Annotated in this window: 18 protein-coding genes; 1 reads left to right on the top strand and 17 read right to left on the bottom strand. The window is 32.6% G+C overall.

Annotated features, from left to right (window positions below):
• Positions 1 to 7: 7 nt before the first annotated feature.
• The 16 genes from carA to flgB all read right to left on the bottom strand — a co-directional run bounded on the left by carA (position 8) and on the right by flgB (position 16753).
• Positions 8 to 1051: a glutamine-hydrolyzing carbamoyl-phosphate synthase small subunit gene (gene carA / locus AD60_RS08420; RefSeq protein ID WP_103927577.1), complete on the bottom strand. Its 1044-nt coding sequence runs from the start codon at positions 1049 to 1051 to the stop codon at positions 8 to 10.
• A gap of 1 nt (position 1052) precedes the next feature.
• Positions 1053 to 2237, bottom strand: a complete 1185-nt coding sequence (locus tag AD60_RS08415) for an acetylornithine transaminase (protein ID WP_103877303.1) — start codon at positions 2235 to 2237, stop codon at positions 1053 to 1055.
• Positions 2224 to 3123 (bottom strand): acetylglutamate kinase, encoded by a 900-nt coding sequence (gene argB, locus AD60_RS08410; RefSeq protein ID WP_103877302.1) that lies wholly within the window; start codon positions 3121 to 3123, stop codon positions 2224 to 2226. Before argB ends, AD60_RS08415 begins: the two co-directional genes overlap by 14 nt.
• Positions 3120 to 4316, bottom strand: a complete 1197-nt coding sequence (gene argJ / locus AD60_RS08405) for a bifunctional glutamate N-acetyltransferase/amino-acid acetyltransferase ArgJ (protein ID WP_370445637.1) — start codon at positions 4314 to 4316, stop codon at positions 3120 to 3122. Before argJ ends, argB begins: the two co-directional genes overlap by 4 nt.
• A 330-nt stretch (positions 4317 to 4646) precedes the next feature.
• Entirely contained in the window at positions 4647 to 7307 is a 2661-nt protein-coding gene (locus tag AD60_RS08400) for a CBS domain-containing protein (protein WP_103927576.1), read from the bottom strand.
• 49 nt (positions 7308 to 7356) lie between these two features.
• The gene (locus AD60_RS08395) at positions 7357 to 9120 is read right to left on the bottom strand and encodes a M3 family oligoendopeptidase (protein ID WP_103877299.1); all 1764 of its coding nucleotides are present in this window, start codon (positions 9118 to 9120) and stop codon (positions 7357 to 7359) included.
• A gap of 18 nt (positions 9121 to 9138) precedes the next feature.
• Positions 9139 to 10035: a riboflavin biosynthesis protein RibF gene (ribF, locus tag AD60_RS08390; RefSeq protein WP_233186871.1), complete on the bottom strand. Its 897-nt coding sequence runs from the start codon at positions 10033 to 10035 to the stop codon at positions 9139 to 9141.
• Positions 10032 to 10949: a tRNA pseudouridine(55) synthase TruB gene (truB, locus tag AD60_RS08385; protein WP_103927575.1), complete on the bottom strand. Its 918-nt coding sequence runs from the start codon at positions 10947 to 10949 to the stop codon at positions 10032 to 10034. Before truB ends, ribF begins: the two co-directional genes overlap by 4 nt.
• Entirely contained in the window at positions 10946 to 11299 is a 354-nt protein-coding gene (gene rbfA / locus AD60_RS08380; protein WP_103877298.1) for a 30S ribosome-binding factor RbfA, read from the bottom strand. Before rbfA ends, truB begins: the two co-directional genes overlap by 4 nt.
• Positions 11286 to 12185, bottom strand: a complete 900-nt coding sequence (locus AD60_RS08375; RefSeq protein ID WP_103927574.1) for an HDOD domain-containing protein — start codon at positions 12183 to 12185, stop codon at positions 11286 to 11288. The genes rbfA and AD60_RS08375 overlap by 14 nt, the downstream gene beginning before the upstream one ends.
• A gap of 48 nt (positions 12186 to 12233) precedes the next feature.
• Positions 12234 to 13583, bottom strand: a complete 1350-nt coding sequence (gene mgtE / locus AD60_RS08370) for a magnesium transporter (protein WP_103927573.1) — start codon at positions 13581 to 13583, stop codon at positions 12234 to 12236.
• Between the two features lie 97 nt (positions 13584 to 13680).
• The gene (locus AD60_RS08365; protein ID WP_103927572.1) at positions 13681 to 14916 is read right to left on the bottom strand and encodes an MFS transporter; all 1236 of its coding nucleotides are present in this window, start codon (positions 14914 to 14916) and stop codon (positions 13681 to 13683) included.
• 14 nt (positions 14917 to 14930) lie between these two features.
• The gene (locus AD60_RS08360; RefSeq protein ID WP_103927571.1) at positions 14931 to 15155 is read right to left on the bottom strand and encodes a hypothetical protein; all 225 of its coding nucleotides are present in this window, start codon (positions 15153 to 15155) and stop codon (positions 14931 to 14933) included.
• Positions 15156 to 15614: 459 nt separating this feature from the next.
• Entirely contained in the window at positions 15615 to 15914 is a 300-nt protein-coding gene (fliE, locus tag AD60_RS08355) for a flagellar hook-basal body complex protein FliE (protein WP_103927570.1), read from the bottom strand.
• 18 nt (positions 15915 to 15932) lie between these two features.
• On the bottom strand, positions 15933 to 16355 hold the full coding sequence (gene flgC, locus AD60_RS08350; RefSeq protein ID WP_103927569.1) for a flagellar basal body rod protein FlgC: 423 nt from the start codon (positions 16353 to 16355) through the stop codon (positions 15933 to 15935).
• Positions 16352 to 16753: a flagellar basal body rod protein FlgB gene (gene flgB / locus AD60_RS08345; RefSeq protein WP_103927568.1), complete on the bottom strand. Its 402-nt coding sequence runs from the start codon at positions 16751 to 16753 to the stop codon at positions 16352 to 16354. The genes flgC and flgB overlap by 4 nt, the downstream gene beginning before the upstream one ends.
• Positions 16754 to 16853: 100 nt before the next feature.
• Between flgB and AD60_RS08340 the strand changes: the two genes are divergently transcribed.
• Positions 16854 to 17879, top strand: coding sequence for a polysaccharide pyruvyl transferase family protein (locus tag AD60_RS08340; RefSeq protein WP_103927567.1), 1026 nt, complete (start codon positions 16854 to 16856; stop codon positions 17877 to 17879).
• On the opposite strand, the gene AD60_RS08335 is transcribed toward AD60_RS08340, so the two are convergent.
• Positions 17860 to 18873 (bottom strand): YncE family protein, encoded by a 1014-nt coding sequence (locus AD60_RS08335; protein WP_103927566.1) that lies wholly within the window; start codon positions 18871 to 18873, stop codon positions 17860 to 17862. The two genes, AD60_RS08340 and AD60_RS08335, sit on opposite strands and share 20 nt — an antisense overlap.

Genomic DNA, 18873 nt, shown 5'->3' with positions numbered 1-18873 from the left:
TATGTTTTTAGTTTCCATAGATTGAATCTTTGATTTTTTTAAAAATAAATGTTGTATCGTGAACCCCAGGCCCACTTTCTGGATGAAATTGAACGGTAAAAATGGGATACTTCTTGTGCATAATTCCCTCGATACTATGATCGTTTAAATTGATGTAGGTGATTATTAGATCTTTGTTTTTCACTGACTCTTTTTCAACCATATAACCGTGGTTTTGAGAAGTGATATAACATTTATTATTCAATAAATTCTTCACAGGATGGTTGGTACCTCTATGACCAAATTTCATTTTTACAGTATTAAAACCCAACGCCAAAGATATTATTTGATGACCCAAACAAATCCCAAAAAGTGGTTTCTCACCTATAAACCCCTTAGCTAAAAGTATTGCTTCTTTTGCCATTTTTGGATCACCGGGACCATTGGAGAATAATACTAAATCTGGTTGAATCTTATCTACATCACTTTTAGTACTGTTATATGGAAAAACGTAAAGATCGTATCCTTTAGATTTGAGCTGGTTTACTATATTTTTCTTAACTCCCAAGTCTATTAAGGCTATCTTTGGACCGTTCCCTTGAATTCTATAAATTTCCTTTGTTGAAACGCAATCAAGTAAATTCTCATAGGAAGTTGGAACTTCAAAATTCTCCTCGGTGGTTATCACACCATTCATACTACCTTCTATCCTTAACTTTTTCGTAAGGGCCCTTGTATCTACTTTATTTAAAACAGGCACTTCATGTTGGTTTAAATAATCTAAAAGTGAATACTGAGATGTGCGATGAGAGGGAAATTGACAGTAATCTTTAACTATCAAACCTTTGATGGTGGGTCTTTTTGACTGTAAATGCTCCAAATTTACACCATAATTTCCGATCAATGGATAGGTCACTACCAGTATTTCTCCTGCATACGAAGGATCCGTTATTGATTCCTCGTATCCAGTCATAGACGTGTTAAAGACAACTTCGCCTTGTCCAAAATCTTTTTTACTTATAATTTCTCCTTCAAAAATGGTAGAATCGTTTAACTTTATAAATCCTTTCATCTTAATACCCCATTTCTAAAAAAACTTCTTCGAGAATATTCATACCCTTGGCTATCTCATCTTTTGTGATTATAAGAGGAGGAACGAATCTTAAGACATTGTGGTTTAAAAGATTTATCAAAAGTCCTTTTTCCATAGCTTTTTTTACTATATCACTGCCATCTTCTATGTCTAACTTGACTCCAATCATCAAACCTTTTCCCTTAACCTTATCAATTATCGAATGTCTTTCCTTCATTGCTAATAATTGACTTTTGAAAAATTCACCATTTTTCTTCACAGTATTCAGAAAAGATTCTTGTGCAACGTTTTTCATAACAGCTATGCCAACTGCACAGGCTAACGGGTTGCCACCAAATGTCGATCCATGATCCCCTGGTGTAAATACGTCAGCTTTTTCATTCACAACAAGCACACCGATGGGGAAACCACCACCTAAGGCTTTGGCAAGAGTCATAACATCGGGTACCACTCCAGAATGTTCATAACTAAAAAGTTTTCCAGTTCTTCCTATCCCTGTTTGAACTTCGTCAAAAATCAAAAGAAGCTCGTTCTCATCACAAAGTTTTCTAACTTGTTGAAGATATTTATCTTCTGCTTCGTTTATTCCCCCTTCACCTTGAATAACTTCTAACATTACAGCACATGTATTTTCATCAATGGCCGACTTTAATGAATTTATGTCGTTGTACTCTACGCTTTCAAATCCTTCCAAAAGAGGCTCGAAGTTCTTGTGATATTTTGGCTGGGCTGTTGCCGCCAATGCACCGTAGGTTCTTCCATGAAATGAGTTCTTTGCAGTTATGATTTTGTATCTTCGCCCATTGTATTTAGTATTTCCATATTTTCTTGCCAACTTAATTGCAGCTTCGTTCGCTTCAGTTCCGCTGTTACAAAAGAAAACACTTTTCCCAAACGATTTTTCGCAAATCATCTTGGCTAACTGTATTTGATTGATATTCCAATATAGGTTAGAAACATGAACTAATTTGTCAACTTGAGATTTTACAGCTTCTACAACTACAGGGTGAGAATGGCCCAAAGCATTAACAGCGATCCCAGCTACAAAATCTAGGTACTCTTTACCGTTTTCATCCCAAACCTTTATACCTTTCCCTCGAACTAAAGTTATAGGAAATCTTGAATAAGTATTCATTAAATACTTTGTATCTTCAGAGATTGTCATTATCGTAAACCTCCTTCGCTATCATAGTTCCCACACCTTTGTCTGTGAATATTTCTAAAAGTAAAGCATGGGAAATTCTTCCATCTATTATATGCGCCCTTTTAACTCCATCTTCTAACGCTTGGATGCAACATTTTAACTTGGGAATCATTCCACCAGTTATGAATTCAGAATTCAATAAATCCTTTGCTTCGCTGTATGACAATCTTGAAATCACACTTTCTTCATCTTCTTTGTTTTTCAAAATACCTTCTACATCTGTCAATAAAACAAATTTATCCGCCTTCAAAGAGGAAGCGATCTTACCTGCCGCTATATCGGCATTAACGTTATAAGTTTTCCAATCTTTCCCAATGGCACAAGGAGCGATTACTGGGATATAATCTTTTTCAGTTAAATTCAAGATTACTTCCTTATTTACATTTATTAACTTACCAACATAACCCAAATCCCCTTGGGACAAATCTTTTTCTGCCAACAATAAATTTGCATCTTTCCCACTCAATCCAACAGCATTTCCCCCTATTTTATTTATCAACGATGTAATCTCTTTATTTACCTTACCAACCAACACCATCTCTACTATTTCCATAACTTTTTCATCAGTTACCCTTAATCCGTTTACAAATTTTGTTTCTATATTCAAACTCGCAAGCATTTTATTGATATCTGGCCCTCCACCATGAACGACAACAGGATTTAGCCCAACATATTTCATAAGTACGATATCTTTTGCGATCATCGATTTAATTTGTGGATCTTTCATGGCATTACCACCAAACTTGATAACAGCTATACTTCCAGCAAATTTTTTTATGTAAGGTAACGCTTCGACCAAAACTTCCGCTTTAGATATCTCATCGGAAAACTTTTCAGCTTTTATCATGTTCTGTACCCTCCATTTATTTCTACATATTTGGAAGTAAGATCACAGCCCCAAGATGTAGCACACTCTTCACCATCTTTTAAATCTAAAATAATTTTCAATTCTTTCTCACCTAAAATTTCTTTTGCTTTAATTTCGTTAAACTCAATAAAATGGCCATCTTGACAAAGTTGAATCTTTCCCACGCAACTTTGAAACCAGACATCTACCTTATCGGGATCAAAGTTTCCCCCTGAATAACCAGCGGCCGCTAACACCCTTCCCCAATTAGCATCCTCTCCATGAATTGCTGTTTTGACTAGATTAGACTTGGCTATGGACCTAGAGATCAATTTAGCATCTTCTTTCGTCTTTGAGTTTTTTACTTGTACCTCTAAAAATTTAGTAGCCCCTTCTCCATCTATCACAATTTTTTTTGCCAAATTTTCAACTACTTCATAAAGTGCTTTCTGAAATAATTTGTAATCGTGAGAAAATTCAGTAATTTCCTCGTTCTTTGCTTGCTTATTAGCCAAAATAAGAACCGTATCGTTGGTACTCGTGTCACCATCAACCGTTATCATATTGAAAGAATCATCTACAGAGTGCTTTAGGGCTTTATTTAAAGCTGATTTAGTAATGTTTGCGTCTGTCAATATGAAAGATAGCATTGTAGCCATGTTGGGATGAATCATGCCTGAACCTTTGGCAATCCCAGTTATTGTAATCTTTTTACCTCCAATCACTACTTGAGTAGAATTAATTTTTGGAAAGGTATCTGTAGTCATTATTGATTCGGCAAAACTTAAAAGATCTTCAGCTGATAAATCAGTATTTTTTGAAAATGATTCTATGCCGTTTAAAATTTTTTCAATTGGTAATGGAACCCCTATAACTCCCGTTGAACTGACAAATACATCTTCTGATTGTAAATTTAATATCTGAGCGGTCTTTTCTGCCATACTTATTGCATCTGAATATCCTTTTTCACCAGTGCAAGCGTTGGCGTTACCACTATTCACAATGACAGCCTGTATTTCGTTATCCTTAATGTTCTTCATACTCAAAATAACTGGAGCCGCTTTAACTTTATTCGTGGTAAAAACGGCTGAGGCATTAGCCTTTTTTTCTGAGTATATCAGTCCTAAATCTTTTTTGAGCTTCTTGATTCCACAGTGAATCCCCCAGACTTTGAAACCCAAAGGTAAAACAATATCTTCTTGAATTATTTCAGTACTTTCCATACATTAACCTCCCTCTAATTTTTTACTTAATGTATTTATAAACTTTTAAAAAAAAACGGCTACATCTTAAAAGATGTAGCCGCATGGATTAAAACTCAATTAGGAGAATAACCATCTCCCAACCTCATAAGCACCCATTACCGATGCTTATGATCCACCGGCTACATGGGCGCCTCCTATCGTTATTTAAATTTATTTGATTATAAGAAATGAAATTTTTTTCACAATTAGTCATAAATTTAAAAAACTCCTTACGCAAAATTTTAGGGATTATACCATAAAAAAAATGACTTGTCAAATTTAAATCAAATTTTTTTCTTCGCCAGGTTGTATTTCGCCATTCAAAAGTTTTTTCTTAATTTCTTCTAACTTTGTTTTAATTTGAACTCCTTCGTATCCTTTCTTTAATAAATCTTTACCTGTGATGGATAGTTTTAATTCCTCTATTTTTCTTAAATATTCATAGTATTTTCCTAATAATTCTTCTGGAAGTTTTACGGCTAAAAAAATTAATTGTTCATTTTGAAAACCGTTGGTTTTTTCATAATAATAAGACAATTTTGATATTTTTCCTTTGTTATTTAAATCTTTAGAAATTTCACTATATACTTTTTTTACTTGCATTAAATTCTTAATAAAATCTTTCGGTAATCCATATCTTGCACTAATTTTTTTGAGAGTTTCTTCTGGAGTGTATTGCAGAAGAACGTATAAAACTAAGTGGAATAGTCGGACTTTATTAAGATAAATTGGTAAGTTAGCCTTAAAGTATTGCCTAACATCAAAAAGTTTTTCTAAATCTTTTTCTAGTGTTGGAGAATAGTAAGTTTTTTCGAACAAGTGAAGAATTATTTTCAGTTTACCCATTCTTTTTATTGCTTTCAAAGGTTCTGGTTCTTCTAAAATTTTTTCTAATTCCTCTCTTATCCTCATTCCAGTTACTTTTTCCAAATATCCATTTTCTACAGCTTCTTCCAGTTTTGTTAAGGTGTTAAGCTCAATTTCAAAACCAAATCTTTGTTCAAACCTTATAGCTCTCAATATTCTAGTAGGATCTTCGATAAAAGAGAGGGGATAAAGTATCCTGATTCTGCCTTCTTCAAGATCACTTCTACAATTAAAAAAATCCATCAGTATTCCAAAGGAACCCGAATTAAGCTTTATGGCCATAGCGTTTATGGAAAAATCCCTTCTATACAAATCTTTTTTAATAGTTGATAACTCCACCTTTGGTAGTTCTCCTGCTTCTTCGTAATATTCTGTTCTTGCAGTTGCAATATCAATTCTTATTATCTTATTTTCCCCATTTCTATAAAAAATTGAGCAGGTGTGAAATTTAGGATGTTCAATATATTTTGCCCTCAATTGTTTAGCAACATATTTACCAAATAACAAGCCATCCCCTTCCACTACCACATCTATATCGTAAGGTATAGACTTTTTTGTACCGTTTGATTTAGAGCTAATTGCTAGCAAAAGATCCCTAACAAATCCTCCTACTACAAATACATTTATCCCTAACTCATTCCCATATAGGCCAATAAGTTTTAGAAGATTAAGAATAGATGTGGGTAAGATTTTTTCCATATCTTCTTTTAAATTTTGAGATTTATATTTTTCCTCCAAAATTGGGCTAATTGAAAAATTAAAAACTCCGTTAGTTGCCCTCAAAAGGTCTGTCCTAGTTATTATGCCAACAAGTATACCGTCTTTTAAAACGGGAATCCTTCCGATGTCTGCTTCTGCCATGATCCTTCTTACTTGAGTCAACGAAGTTTCTACATCAACAACTTTTAAGTTAGTACTCATTATCGCTTTAACAGGTGCATTTCTTAAACCATGTTTCATTGCCTTTTCTATATCTTTTTTAGTTACAATACCCACTAATTTATTGTCAGAAATTACAGGGAGGCCAGAATGTCCTGTTTGAAACATCAATTCATGAGCCCTTTCAACTGTTTCAAATGATAATATGGTTCTAACGGGAGATGACATAATATGCTTTGCTTTTAAAATTGTTATGAAAGAAGTCTTTAGCTCTTTTTTAATCTTATCAATAACCTCTTGTACTCTAAGACCTTTTGTTTTGGCTGAGCCGGCTTTTTTATGGCCTCCGCCGCCAAATAAAGATAGAATTTTATTTAAATCTATATCTTCAATTCTTGATCTTGCAACTATATAAATGGTTTTGCACATTTTTGCAACAACAAACAAGACATCAGGAGTCAGAGTTTCAAACAATTTGTGGGTTATAACGTTTAACCCACCTATAAATTTGTCTGTTTGAGAAAAGGCGATATGTATTGTTACTTCCTCCAAGGTAAGTTCTTGTACATTGTTATAGAGTTTGTTAAAAAGTTCTTTTTGCTCTTTGGTCATTTCTAACGAAACAAACTCTTCTACCTCTTCTATCCTAGCACCGCCTTTTAATAGCTCTGCAGAGATTTGATGATCCATTGGAGTTGTTGTAGAATAAACAAAATTTCCCGTATCTTCATGGATTGCTATTAAAAAAAGAGTTTCATAGGTATCAGGAAGAACTACATGGTTTTCTAATAATTTTTGAACAACTAGTGTTGTTGCACTTCCTACTTCTTTAGAATAATTGTTTCCTTTGATATTTTGCTCCTTTAACTCAGGATGATGGTCGTATATGTCAACTTCAGTTCCCTGTTCAATGAGCGATTTTATAGATTCTGGAATTCTATTGATATCCGCAGTATCCACAATCACAATTTTTTCGAACTTGTGGTTTTTAATCTCTTCTTGATATTCTTTTATAAAATCATTTTCTTTTTCATATTGAATATCGTATATATTCAAAAATTCCTTAAGATTTTGCTGAGGTTCTCCTTCAAGCACAATAATAGAACTTTCATATATTAATGATGCCGCAACACATGCAGCAAAACCGTCAAAATCCGCATTTTTATGGGTAGTTATTATAATTTTAGGAACCAAAATAAATTCTCCCTTGATTAAATCTATTATTAAAAAAGCTTGAACGTGGCTAGTTTTTTCTATCTAATTTGCTGATAAATTCCCTTTCTATGAATTCGAAACCTTTTTCCCAAAAATCTTTATTTGAAATATCAATCCCAATTTTTTTTAATAATTCTTTCGGTGAATCTTTTGCTCCACTTCTAAGCAACTCTTTGTATTTCGGTACGAAAGATTTTCCTTCAACCTTGTATTGTTGGTACAACCCTATAACTAATAAATTAGCAAAATTGTATGCATATACGTAAAAAGGTGTTCTAAAGATATGGGGTATGCTTGCCCATTCATAGTAATATTCCTCTGGTATTATTACTGAATCACCAAACATGATTTTTAATTCTTTCTTATACAGTTCTGCAAGTTCTTTCCAACTCGCGCTTCCATTTTGTTCTATCAAATTGTGAGATGATATTTCGAATCTAGCAATCATATTTTGCCTGAACATTGTCGAAAACATTTCTTCAACATTCGATGCAAGGTAAGCCGTTCTTTCCTCTTCAGAAAGGGTAGGTAGTATTTTGTCTATCACCAACATCTCACCAAACACAGATGCAACTTCGGCCATCGTTAAAGGGGGGTGATAATTCCAAATGTTTTGTTCAGAGGCTAAAGTCCCATGTATCCCATGTCCAAGTTCATGAGCTAAAGTACTCACATCTGCAAGAGTTCCAGTAAAATTTAACAAAATGAAAGGTTTTCTATTAGGAAGTGCGTAAGAAGTGTAAGCTCCGCCTCTTTTACCTTTTCTTATCTCTGAATCTATTCTCCTTTCTTTAAAGAAAGATTCAACAATTTCTCCAATTTCTTCATCGAACTCGTAATATGAATCTAAAACAATCTTCTGTGCCTCTTCAAAAGTATATTCTTTTTGTACTTTTGCTAAGGGTGCATAGATATCAGCAAGGGTTTGCTCTATTCCCAACTTTTTACCCTTCCATTCGTAATATCGCTGAACCATAGGGGTTCTTTCAGTCGTGACTTTTATAACGGTTTCCACAATTTCATCTTCAACTTCATTGTTCAAGTTCCTCATAGAAATCGGTTTTCGATAGTTTCTCAAATTAGCCTCTGTGTCGTAATTTTTTACGATAAAATTGTATGTTTTTTCGAAGATGAGACTATCTTCGTCATACTTTTTAAAGAATTCTTTCATCGCTTGACGTCTCAAATTTACATCAGGTTTTCGTCTTAAAGCTCTTACTTGTGGATCGGTTAATTCTTTAACTTCACCATCGATCTCTAATTTGAAAGTATAAGAACTTGTTAACCGACCATATAACTCTTCAAAGCCTCCTCGTGATGAGTTGTACATAGCGGCTAATACCTTTTCCCCATCTTCACTCAATATATGCCTTTTTGATTTATTAAGCCGTTGAAGCAAATGAGTGTAATCTTTCAGTTCCTGGGCACTCATTAATTCGCTTAACTTTTCCTCACTTTGCTTCAATAACCTCGGCTTCCAAAAGGATGATTCCATTTCTATTTTTGAATCGTAATCTTTAGCTGTGGCATAGAGTTTTTGAACAGTTTCATCACGGGTGTTGGAATCATAAAGCAAGTGACAGTACTGATAAGCAAAATTATGCATTTTTAAAATTTTTTCAAACTCTTCGAAGAAATTTTTTAGTTCGGTCGGAGTCAAAGAAGGGTCAGATAGTTTGTCATAGTACTGCTGCTGCAACTTTTTGGTTCCCTTCAAACTATCTTCGAAATCTTCTTTAATTTTTTTATCTTCTGGTGAAGAATAAAAAAATGTTAAATCCCAAGTAGACAAAACCGTTCATCTCCTTATCTATATATAATGGTTCTGTATAATCTTTCTAGCTTGATCCTCGTCTTTTTCCATAGCAGCTATTAATTCTCTTTCGTTTTCAAATTTTACTTCATCCCGTAAAAAATCCATTACTTCTAAAACGATATAATCGCCATATAGATCACCAAAAAAATCTAAAAAATAAACCTCAACCTTTGGTGTTTTTTTATATTCTTTAAAAGTCGGTCTTAGACCGATATTCATTAGGCCCCACAAAAAACCTGATCGTCCCTTTACATATCCTTTCACAAGGTAAACACCAAATTTTGGCAACAGGATTTTCTCTTTTTCCCAAACGTTGATATTTGCGGTTGGAAATCCAAGCTTAAACCCAACATGCCTATCTTCATAAACTGTACCTTCCAGAGTCCAAGGCCTTCCAAGCATTTCATTTGCTCTCTTAATATCACCTAATTTTAACTCTCTTTTTATCGCTGAAGAACTAACCCTGTTTCCACTAGTTTTCAAATCTTTCAATACTTTGACCACTAACCCTTTGCTTTGACTAACTGCTTGTAAATATTCCACATTCCCTAAAGCATTTTTCCCAAACGTGAAATCTTCACCACAAACAATTGCTTTCACATCATTTTTTATCAGTTCCTCAAGATATTGTTCATGAGGTAATCCCCATACTTCTTCAAGATCTTTTACCTCGACCTTAAATCCCATATCTTCACAAATTTGTTTTCTTCTCCAAGTAGGTAGAATAAGCCCTTCAAAACCACCTATATACTTTTCAGGGGGATATCTAAACATCAAAACTAACGGGTCAAACCTTAACTTATTTGCAAGTTGAAGAGTATTTTTTAGTATAAACTGATGGCCTTTATGTACACCATCAAATATTCCGATTGTGAGCGCGTACAATTTCATGTCACCTCATAAAGAATTTTATATATTTTTACTATTCTATCGTTTCTTTCTTCTTCTTCAAGAAGAGTTTTTAAAAACGTCGATTTTTTCTCAGCTTTGCCTATACCCAAAAAAAATTCTTTTTCGTCGTATATTTTAATGTAATCATTTTTGTTGAAATCAGAAAATTCAATAACATTATCCTTATAAATTTGCTGGCCTTTAATGACTTGTTGACCGTTATTAATCCTAACGAAAGGTAGGTTTAAAGCCTCATCCATTTTTAAAATTTTTCCCAGCGAAACTTCTTCTAATTGAATACTATCTTTTAATTCAAACTTACCGCTTTTAATTCTACAAAGTTCCTTGGTAACTGCTCCACATCCTAAAGCGTATCCTATATCCATAATCAAGGATCTTATATAAGTTCCAGAACTTACTTCTACATAAAAACTAAATTCTCGACCTTCTTGTGAGAAATTTGCAATCTGATATATATTTACTTTTTTTGGAGGAAGATTGATTATTTTACCTTCTCGCGCATATTCATAAAGTTTTTTACCTTTATATTTTTTAGCCGAATACGCCGGCGGGACCTGTAAATATTCCCCCACAAAAGAAAAACATGTGTCTTTCAAATTCAAGATTTGTTGCTGAGTAACTTCGTTCCTTTCTTGTATTTTTCCTTCTATATCAAAAGTATCTGTGATGATCCCCAATTCTGCTTTTACATAATATGTCTTTTTTTCGTTTTGAAAAAATTCTAATAATCTTGTAGCTTTATTTATTCCTACAACTAGTACCCCAGTAGCAAAAGGATCGAGAGTACCAGCATGGCCACCCTTCTTAATCCCAAACTTTTTTCTGATTATTGAGACTACGTCATGAGAAGTAATCCCCTTTGGTTTGTTGATTACTAAAAATCCACTTTTCATTTACCTCCCTCATTTTTCTCTATGTTCTCTAGTAATTTATTTATTCTTATACTTGCTTCAATACCTTTGTCTTTATGGAATCTTATCTCAGGAGCTTTGAACATTTTAATATTTTTAGCTATAAGAGTTCTGAACATTCCCCTTGCATTGTTTAGAATATTGATAATAGTATCAACATCTTCATCAAGTGATGAAACATATACATCTAAATAGGATTTATCTTTTGATAGACGTACCATATTTATATCAATAAATTTGTCTTTTAATCTAGGATCCTTCAATTGAGAAAAACTTTGGAGAATTAATTTTTTCATTTCAGACTCAAGCATTTCTCTTCTATACTGAGCCATCAGATGTCACCTCCAAATCATCGAATATTTCTCTCATATTCGTAAATTCAGGAGACCTTTTAATTATATCCTTAAATTCTTCAAAATAACTGGAATATTTATTATAATTTAATCCCAAAAAATTCCAAACCTTCAAATCAACTTCAGGAATATCAAAGGATCCTGAATAACCATAAAAGTACAAATTTGTTGTTATATTCCCAACATTTACAATATATAATATTTTTTTGGCTTCTTCATCTTGGGATTCTAAGGGATTATCATGGTATGTAGCAGTTTCTATTACTAACTCTGACATATTCCAGTTTTCAAAAAGCTTCCTCCCAATTTGTTGATGTGAATAAGTTGATAACAAATTTTCCGCCTGAAAAAAAGAAATTTTTTCGTGTTGGGCAACTTTTATGATCATCTCAAACACATCAGGCATGATATGCGCCATCACTACCTTGCTAAGATCATGTAAAACGCCACACATAAAAACTTCTTCCTTATCTGGGAAATTAAGATATCTTGCCAAAAGTTCTGAAGCTAAGCCGGTTGAGATCAAGTGAACCCAAAAATGCTGTGTATTGAAAAAAGGTATATCTTCGGAAAAATAATTTTCAACGGTAAAAATACTTAAAGCTAAATTTCTAACCGTTTTGAATCCAAGTAAATTTATTGCTTGTGAAAGTTTTGTTACTCTCTTTGGTAGTGCATAATAGGCAGAATTAACTAGTCTTAAAATCTTTGCAGTTAAAGCAGGTGATTGAACAATCATATTATGCAAATCATTTATATTCGCCTCGGGATCATTGGCTAGGTCTATAATTCTTTGTACAATAAAATCAGGCGTAGGTAATTCGTTAATTTTTTTGGTAAGCGCTTTTATATCCTTATCATTCATTGTTACCGTTTCCTTTCAACAAGTCTTAAATCATTTTTTACTTGTTATTCACAATATATCTTTAAGAAGTAAAGCAGAAATAGAAAAATAAAAAAACATACTTAATATATCCATCAAAGTTGAAATAAAAGGTCCAGAGATCATTGCAGGATCTAAATGTATTTTTTTTGCAAAAAAAGGTAAGATAGCTCCTAAAAGGTTTGAAATAATTACCACTATAATTATAGATAAAGATAAACTCAACATAATTAAAGGTTCTCGAGTATTAACAATTGATCTTAAAAACATGATTATTGCTAAAATTATACCTAAAATCACACTAGAAAACAACTCTCTAGCTAAAACTTTTTTAAAATCATTCTCTTCAATATCCCCAACTGCCATTGATCTAATTACTATAGCGGACATTTGACTTCCAGTATTTCCTCCTATCGCGTTAATAGTCGGCATAAATGCTGCTAATACGGTAATTTTCTGTAACACATCTGAAAAGCCTTCAATTACAAAAACGGCAATGCTCTCAAAAAGTAGTAATGCACCAAGCCAGATTACCCTGCTTTTTATGAGCTCCCAGATAGAAGTATGAAAATAAGAAGTTTCTGTTACTCCTACAGCGGCCATTTTTTGGATGTCTTCTGTGGCTGATTCTTCTAAAACATCCACGATATCGTCAATGGTTATTATTCCTACCAGTCTTTTTTCACTATCTGTAACCGGAATAGCTAAAAGATCATAATCTTGCATGATCCTTGCAACTTCTTCTTCATCGTCGTAAACTGTTGAAAAAATTGGATTTTTATTCATAATATCTTTTATAAGTGCATCTTCTTCAGAAAAAATTAAATCTTTTAATTCTACTGTTCCCATCAATTTTCTAGTGTTATCTATCACAAACAAAGTGTAGATAGTCTCTTTTTTATTTCCTTCATCCCTAATATTTTGAAGCGCCTCTTTTACAGTCATATTTTCTTTAAGATCCAAAAAATTTGGGTTCATTATTCTTCCTGCTGAATATTCAGGATAATTCAGAAGAATAAGTGTATTTTGCCTCTCTTCATTAGAAAGATGAGCAAGCAAACGTTTTACTACGTTCGCAGGAAGCTCTTCTAAAAGATCAGCTCTATCGTCAGGTTCCATATTTTCAATTATTTCTTTTAACTTATCTTCTTTAAAAAGAGAGAGTAATTCCATTTGATCATCTTTTTCTAAATGAGAAAACACTTCTGCAGCGGTATCTTTAGGTAAAAATCTGAAAACAACAATTTTTTCGTCGTGGGGTAATTCTTCGATCATCTCTACTATTCTTGCAGGTTCTTGTTCTTTTAACAACTCTTTTAGAAGTTTAAACTCCTTTTCGTTTATCAATTTTTTTATATCGACTTTTACTTCAACCTTCACTTTTACTCCTCCTTTCAATCATTATGGCGGCAGATCAGAAAATTCAATGAAACTACCGGTACTATCCATATTTACCACTCCTTTCTTGCTGAAAATTTTAGGCCTTTTCTGGTTCTTTTACAAAAAAGAAAAGTACTCCTCCAATAATAAACAAAAAGAGCAAACTCGCAACTCCCCATCTTGAACTCTTTCCAATTTGTGTAAAGACCCCAACTAAAAAAGGTCCCAATATAGCTGAAAACTTCCCAAATATATTGTAGAAGCCAAAATATTCTGCAGATCGATCTTTTGGTATCATCATACCATAAAGTGACCTGCTAAGGGCTTGAATTCCACCTTGAGAAGATGCTACTAACATAGCTAATATCCAAAATTGGACAATGGTTTCTAACAAAAAAGCAAAAACAGTGATAAAAATATAGACAAAAATTGCAAAATATATCAAACTTTTTGTAGAAAATCTCTTGGATAACCTTCCATATAACAAGGCAAATGGAAAAGCTACTATTTGTACCACCAAAAAAACCACTAGCAAATCGTTAGCATTAAGTCCGACATCAAGTCCATAGGAAGAAGACATCCTTATTATTGTATCAACACCATCTATATAGAAAAAATATGCCAATAAAAAGAGAAAAACATTTTTGTTCCCTTTCATATTCTTTAAAAATTGCGTGATTCTTTTAAAAGAATCTTTAATTGGAGTTTTCGTTTTTTCTACATAGTATGTTTGCTTCACGTTTTTCATAATCGGTATCGAAAAAACCAACCACCACACAGCAGTGATAACAAATGCCAGTTTTGTGGCAGAAATAGTTGAATTAAGATTGATTAATGAAGGATTCAAGATAAAAATAAGTCCAATTAAAAATGGAATAGTACTACCAATATAACCCCATCCAAAGCCACTCGAAGATACCCAATTCATACGTTCCTTTGTAGTTACATCTGTTAAAAACGAATCATAGAATACATTCGCTCCAGAGAATCCTATGCTGGATAAAACATATAACAATAAGGCAAAAAACCATTGTCCTTCTTGAATAAATGACAACGAAGCTGTAAACACAACACCCATCAAAAGGAAGAAAAGTAAGAACCTTTTTTTATAATCCTTATAATCAGCTATTGTTCCTAAAATGGGGGCCAAAATTGCCACTATCAAAGTAGCAATAGTAGATGAATAACCCCAATAAGCGGTTGATAAATACTCCGGCATCTGAGCGGCAGCATAATCTTTGAAGAATATTGGTAATAGTGCAGTGGTTATAGCAACTGAATACGCCGAATTCGCCCAATCGTACAAAATCCAACTTCTTTCTTCTTTTGTCAACTTTGCCCTCCCCCTTATTTATTATCTTTTTTATTATTATTATTATTATTATTAATGAATAGATCTAAAGGATCTTCATAATAATTTTGCATCGCTGATAAAATTTCACCGATCTGAGCAAAGTACTCATCAACGTCTTTTTCATCGTAGATTCCTCTTAAGAATTCTTCCAACTTTTCTAAATCCACTTCAGGATTTTCCTCAATGTACTTTTCTGCACTTTTGATTATTTCTTCCATCCAATACACCTCCTCGCCTAAAATGTTTTACTGTCTTCAGAAATTCTAAAACAAGCATTGTAACTAAGTTTTAATACCATCAATATCAATCATTTACCTCCTCACTGTATAATGTATTTGATACTACATTTTTATTATTTCGTAAAGAAACGCCCCGAACGGGGTCACGGAGAAAAAACATTATGAATTTAAATATCTCCTTTTTAGAAGTGGTGGATTGCACCTATCTGTTGGCGAATATCTACAATTGGCCCTATAACTCATTTAAAATCAAAATCTCATTTCGATAATCTTCTCATGATACAGATTATATAATAATCACCACTCACTATATGTCTAAATTATAACAAACTTTTATCAACTTTTTTTAAATTTTAATAAAATAATACAAAAAAATTGGGTAATAATACCCAATACTTAAAAAATCAAGTTGTTGATATCTATTAAGAAAAAACAAAATTATATCTGCATTCTCATTATTTCTTTATAGGCTTCAACAATTCTATTAGTAACTTCAGTGGTTAATTGTAACGATAGAGAAGCCTTTTCTGCAGCAATCATAACTTGATGTATATCCGTTATATTGCCTGCGGCATAATCTGCTGCAACTTTATCTGCATCCTTTTGGATAGAATTTACTTCCTCAATCGCATCTTTTAAAAGTTTAGAAAAGTCTAAATTCTTTTCGTTTGGTTTTGTCTTTTCTGGTAATAATTTATTGGAATCAATCCCACCTATTCTATTTATACCTTCCGTCATCAACATTCACCTCCTTAATTATCTGCCTATTCCAAGGGCTGAATTGTACATACTTTTTGCTGAATTTACAACCGCTGTGTTCATCTCATAAGCTCTTTGAGCAGACATCAAATCAACCATTTCTCGTAATACATTAACGTTAGGATAACTAACGTACCCTTCATCATCCGCATCGGGATGATTGGGGTCATATACTAATCTAAAAGGGGATGGATCCTCTATTATAGAAGAAACTTTTACTCCACCAAAATTTCTATTTCCATTTGTGCTTTGATCGAGTGCCTCTTGAAAGATTACCACTTTTCTTCTGTAAGGGCCACCTTCTTCTGTCCTGGTTGTATCAGAATTAGCTAAATTCTGCGAAATAACGTCTAACCTCAACCTTTCTGCTGTCATACCGCTTGCAGCAATATCCAAAACCTTAAATAATCCGTCCATCATTTACCACCTCTAATAGCTGTTTCATACCTCTGTATTGAATAGGTCATTAACCTAGATAAAGTATTGTATTTTAAGGTATTTTGAATCATCCTGATCAATTCCATATCAGGATCGACATTATTTCCATCATCTCTAAGCGATTTGGAATCATCTATTTTAATATTTGGTTGAATTTTTTCTAAAGATAAGGTATTATTTATGTGTTGGTCTCTATTCACTTTGAGAGTCAGCGATGAATCTTCATTCAACGCCTTTTGTAACTCGATTTCAAAATCAACGTACTTTCTTTTGTATCCAGGGGTTTCATAATTTGCTATATTCTCAGCAATTACGTTTTGTCTTAAGGACAATGCATCCATAGTATTTGGAATTACCTCGAAATTAATACTATCAAACAATAATTTTCACCTACCTTTACTTTATCTATTTTATTTTTCTTTTCTAGAGCAATGTTTTCCTAAATAATGACTTTTAAATAATCAATTTGGAGGAGAAGAGATGAAAAAAATTTTTTTAATCGGATTTTATGGATACGGGAACTATGGAGATGATTTGTTATTAAAAAGTTTCTTACAAATATTAAATGAAATAAAATTTGATGGAATCTTATTCTTACCCATTGAAAACGAATTGGAATTCAATGAAAAATATAAATTTAAAATAATCAAGGTTTCAAGATTCAATTTCTACGAAGTACGGAAAACTATCAAAGACTCTGATGTTATAATTTTTGGGGGAGGAAACCTTTTTCAATCGGAAACATCTTATAGAAGTTTCATGTATTATTACTATATAGCGCGCCTAGGTGAAAAGTTCAATAAAACCATATTGCTTCTTTCCCAAGGTTTTGGCTCTTTCAAAGAAAAACGTAGCCTCCAAAAATTAAAGAAAATCCTTTCTTATCCAAAACTTTACGGTAATTTGAGGGATGAAACATCATATATCTTTGCAACAAAGTACAATAAAAATATCTCTCTAGGTGTCGATGTTGGACCATATCCTTTTTTAAATTATACTTACAAAAAAACAAATAAAATATCAATTTGTTTAAAAGAAGAGCATGATTTGCGTTACTTAACAGAATTTTTATCAACCTTTGAAAACTATGCACTTTCTACATTAGTAATAAATGCAACCCAAGATACCTTAAAAAATTATGAATTAGTTGAAAACATTAGAAGAGAAACTAAAGTTACGGCTGAATTCCCCTTTAAAGATCCAAATAAGATAACCAAAGAAATTTCTGAGTCTAAAATAATTATATCTGATCGTTTACACAGTGCTCTGGCTGGGATCTTTTTTGGTGGGCAAACAATAACTTTTAACAACCTAAAGAATCAAAGAGTACTAAAAAACATAAAGAGAGATTACAACTTTTTTTATAAAAACACAGCTGAAATACCCTTTATCTATTATGATGCTGTTTCTTCTAATTATGATTTCAAAGAAATTTCTGACATATACAAAGATAAATTACAAAAAACGGTCTTTGATATAAAAACACTTATTCAAAGTATCTTATAACCTGCAACCTCGAGGAATCCGTACAAAGTACCAAAACTATATTGTCTGTTGGAGATTCAACATCGATAGGATAATTGTAGGTATCAATTGTTTGATAAACCTTCTTATCCTCTATTACAAAAAGCTTATTTTCTATATGAGAGATAGCGAACAAATATTGACCATTGGGGGAAACTGAAATATCACTAATTGGTACATTCTCTAAAATAACATCGCTTTTTCCAGAGGCAAGATTGTAGTAATAAACGCCACCCATCAAGGAATTACCTACAATATTGTCTTTGTACAGTTCAATATTAGTAGTATACCTACCAAATTGAGCAACTTTAGGTTGCGTTCTGAAATCATTCCTATACAAACTGCCATTGTAGTATGAAACTATATAAATAACGCCTTTGTATCCTACAATATCGATAGGATGTTCGATATTATTATAATTTACGATATAAGTATCATTATTAGGGATCAAAAAAAGAAGCTCTGTTAAAAATACGTTGTTTTGAAAATTATCAAACAAAGGAATAAAAACTTGCTCACCTATATTTCTTATCAAGGGGCTATGGACAGCGATATTCATCGATTTTTTTACAAAAAGATTGCTATCAACTATGTATAATTTGTTAGGATTTGTACCTAATATGTATAATTCTCCATTTATCAATTTTATATTAACAGGTTTAGAATCTAAAACCAATTTTTGTTGGGCTTTGTTATTTTTAATTTTAAGTAATTCCCTATTGTAATTGTCAATAACATAAAAAAATTCGCCATCGTATGCTCCGCCCATCGGTAAGACGGCCTGTGCAAATTCAGTTTTCTCTAAAGTGAATATATCTATAAAATGGATAGTGCCTTGATAATCCGCAATCATTGCATAATTTTTTCCTAAATCTATATGAAATGCCCTTTCTCCGATGTTAAAATTATCGACTTCTAAAAAAATGGATTCAGAAAATAATAGAGATATAAAAAGAATGGAAAAAACAATTAACAA

The sequence above is a fragment of the Petrotoga sp. SL27 genome, assembly GCF_002924605.1.
Classification (GTDB): Bacteria; Thermotogota; Thermotogae; order Petrotogales; family Petrotogaceae; genus Petrotoga; species Petrotoga sibirica.
This window is presented reverse-complemented; position numbering and strand designations above follow the sequence as displayed.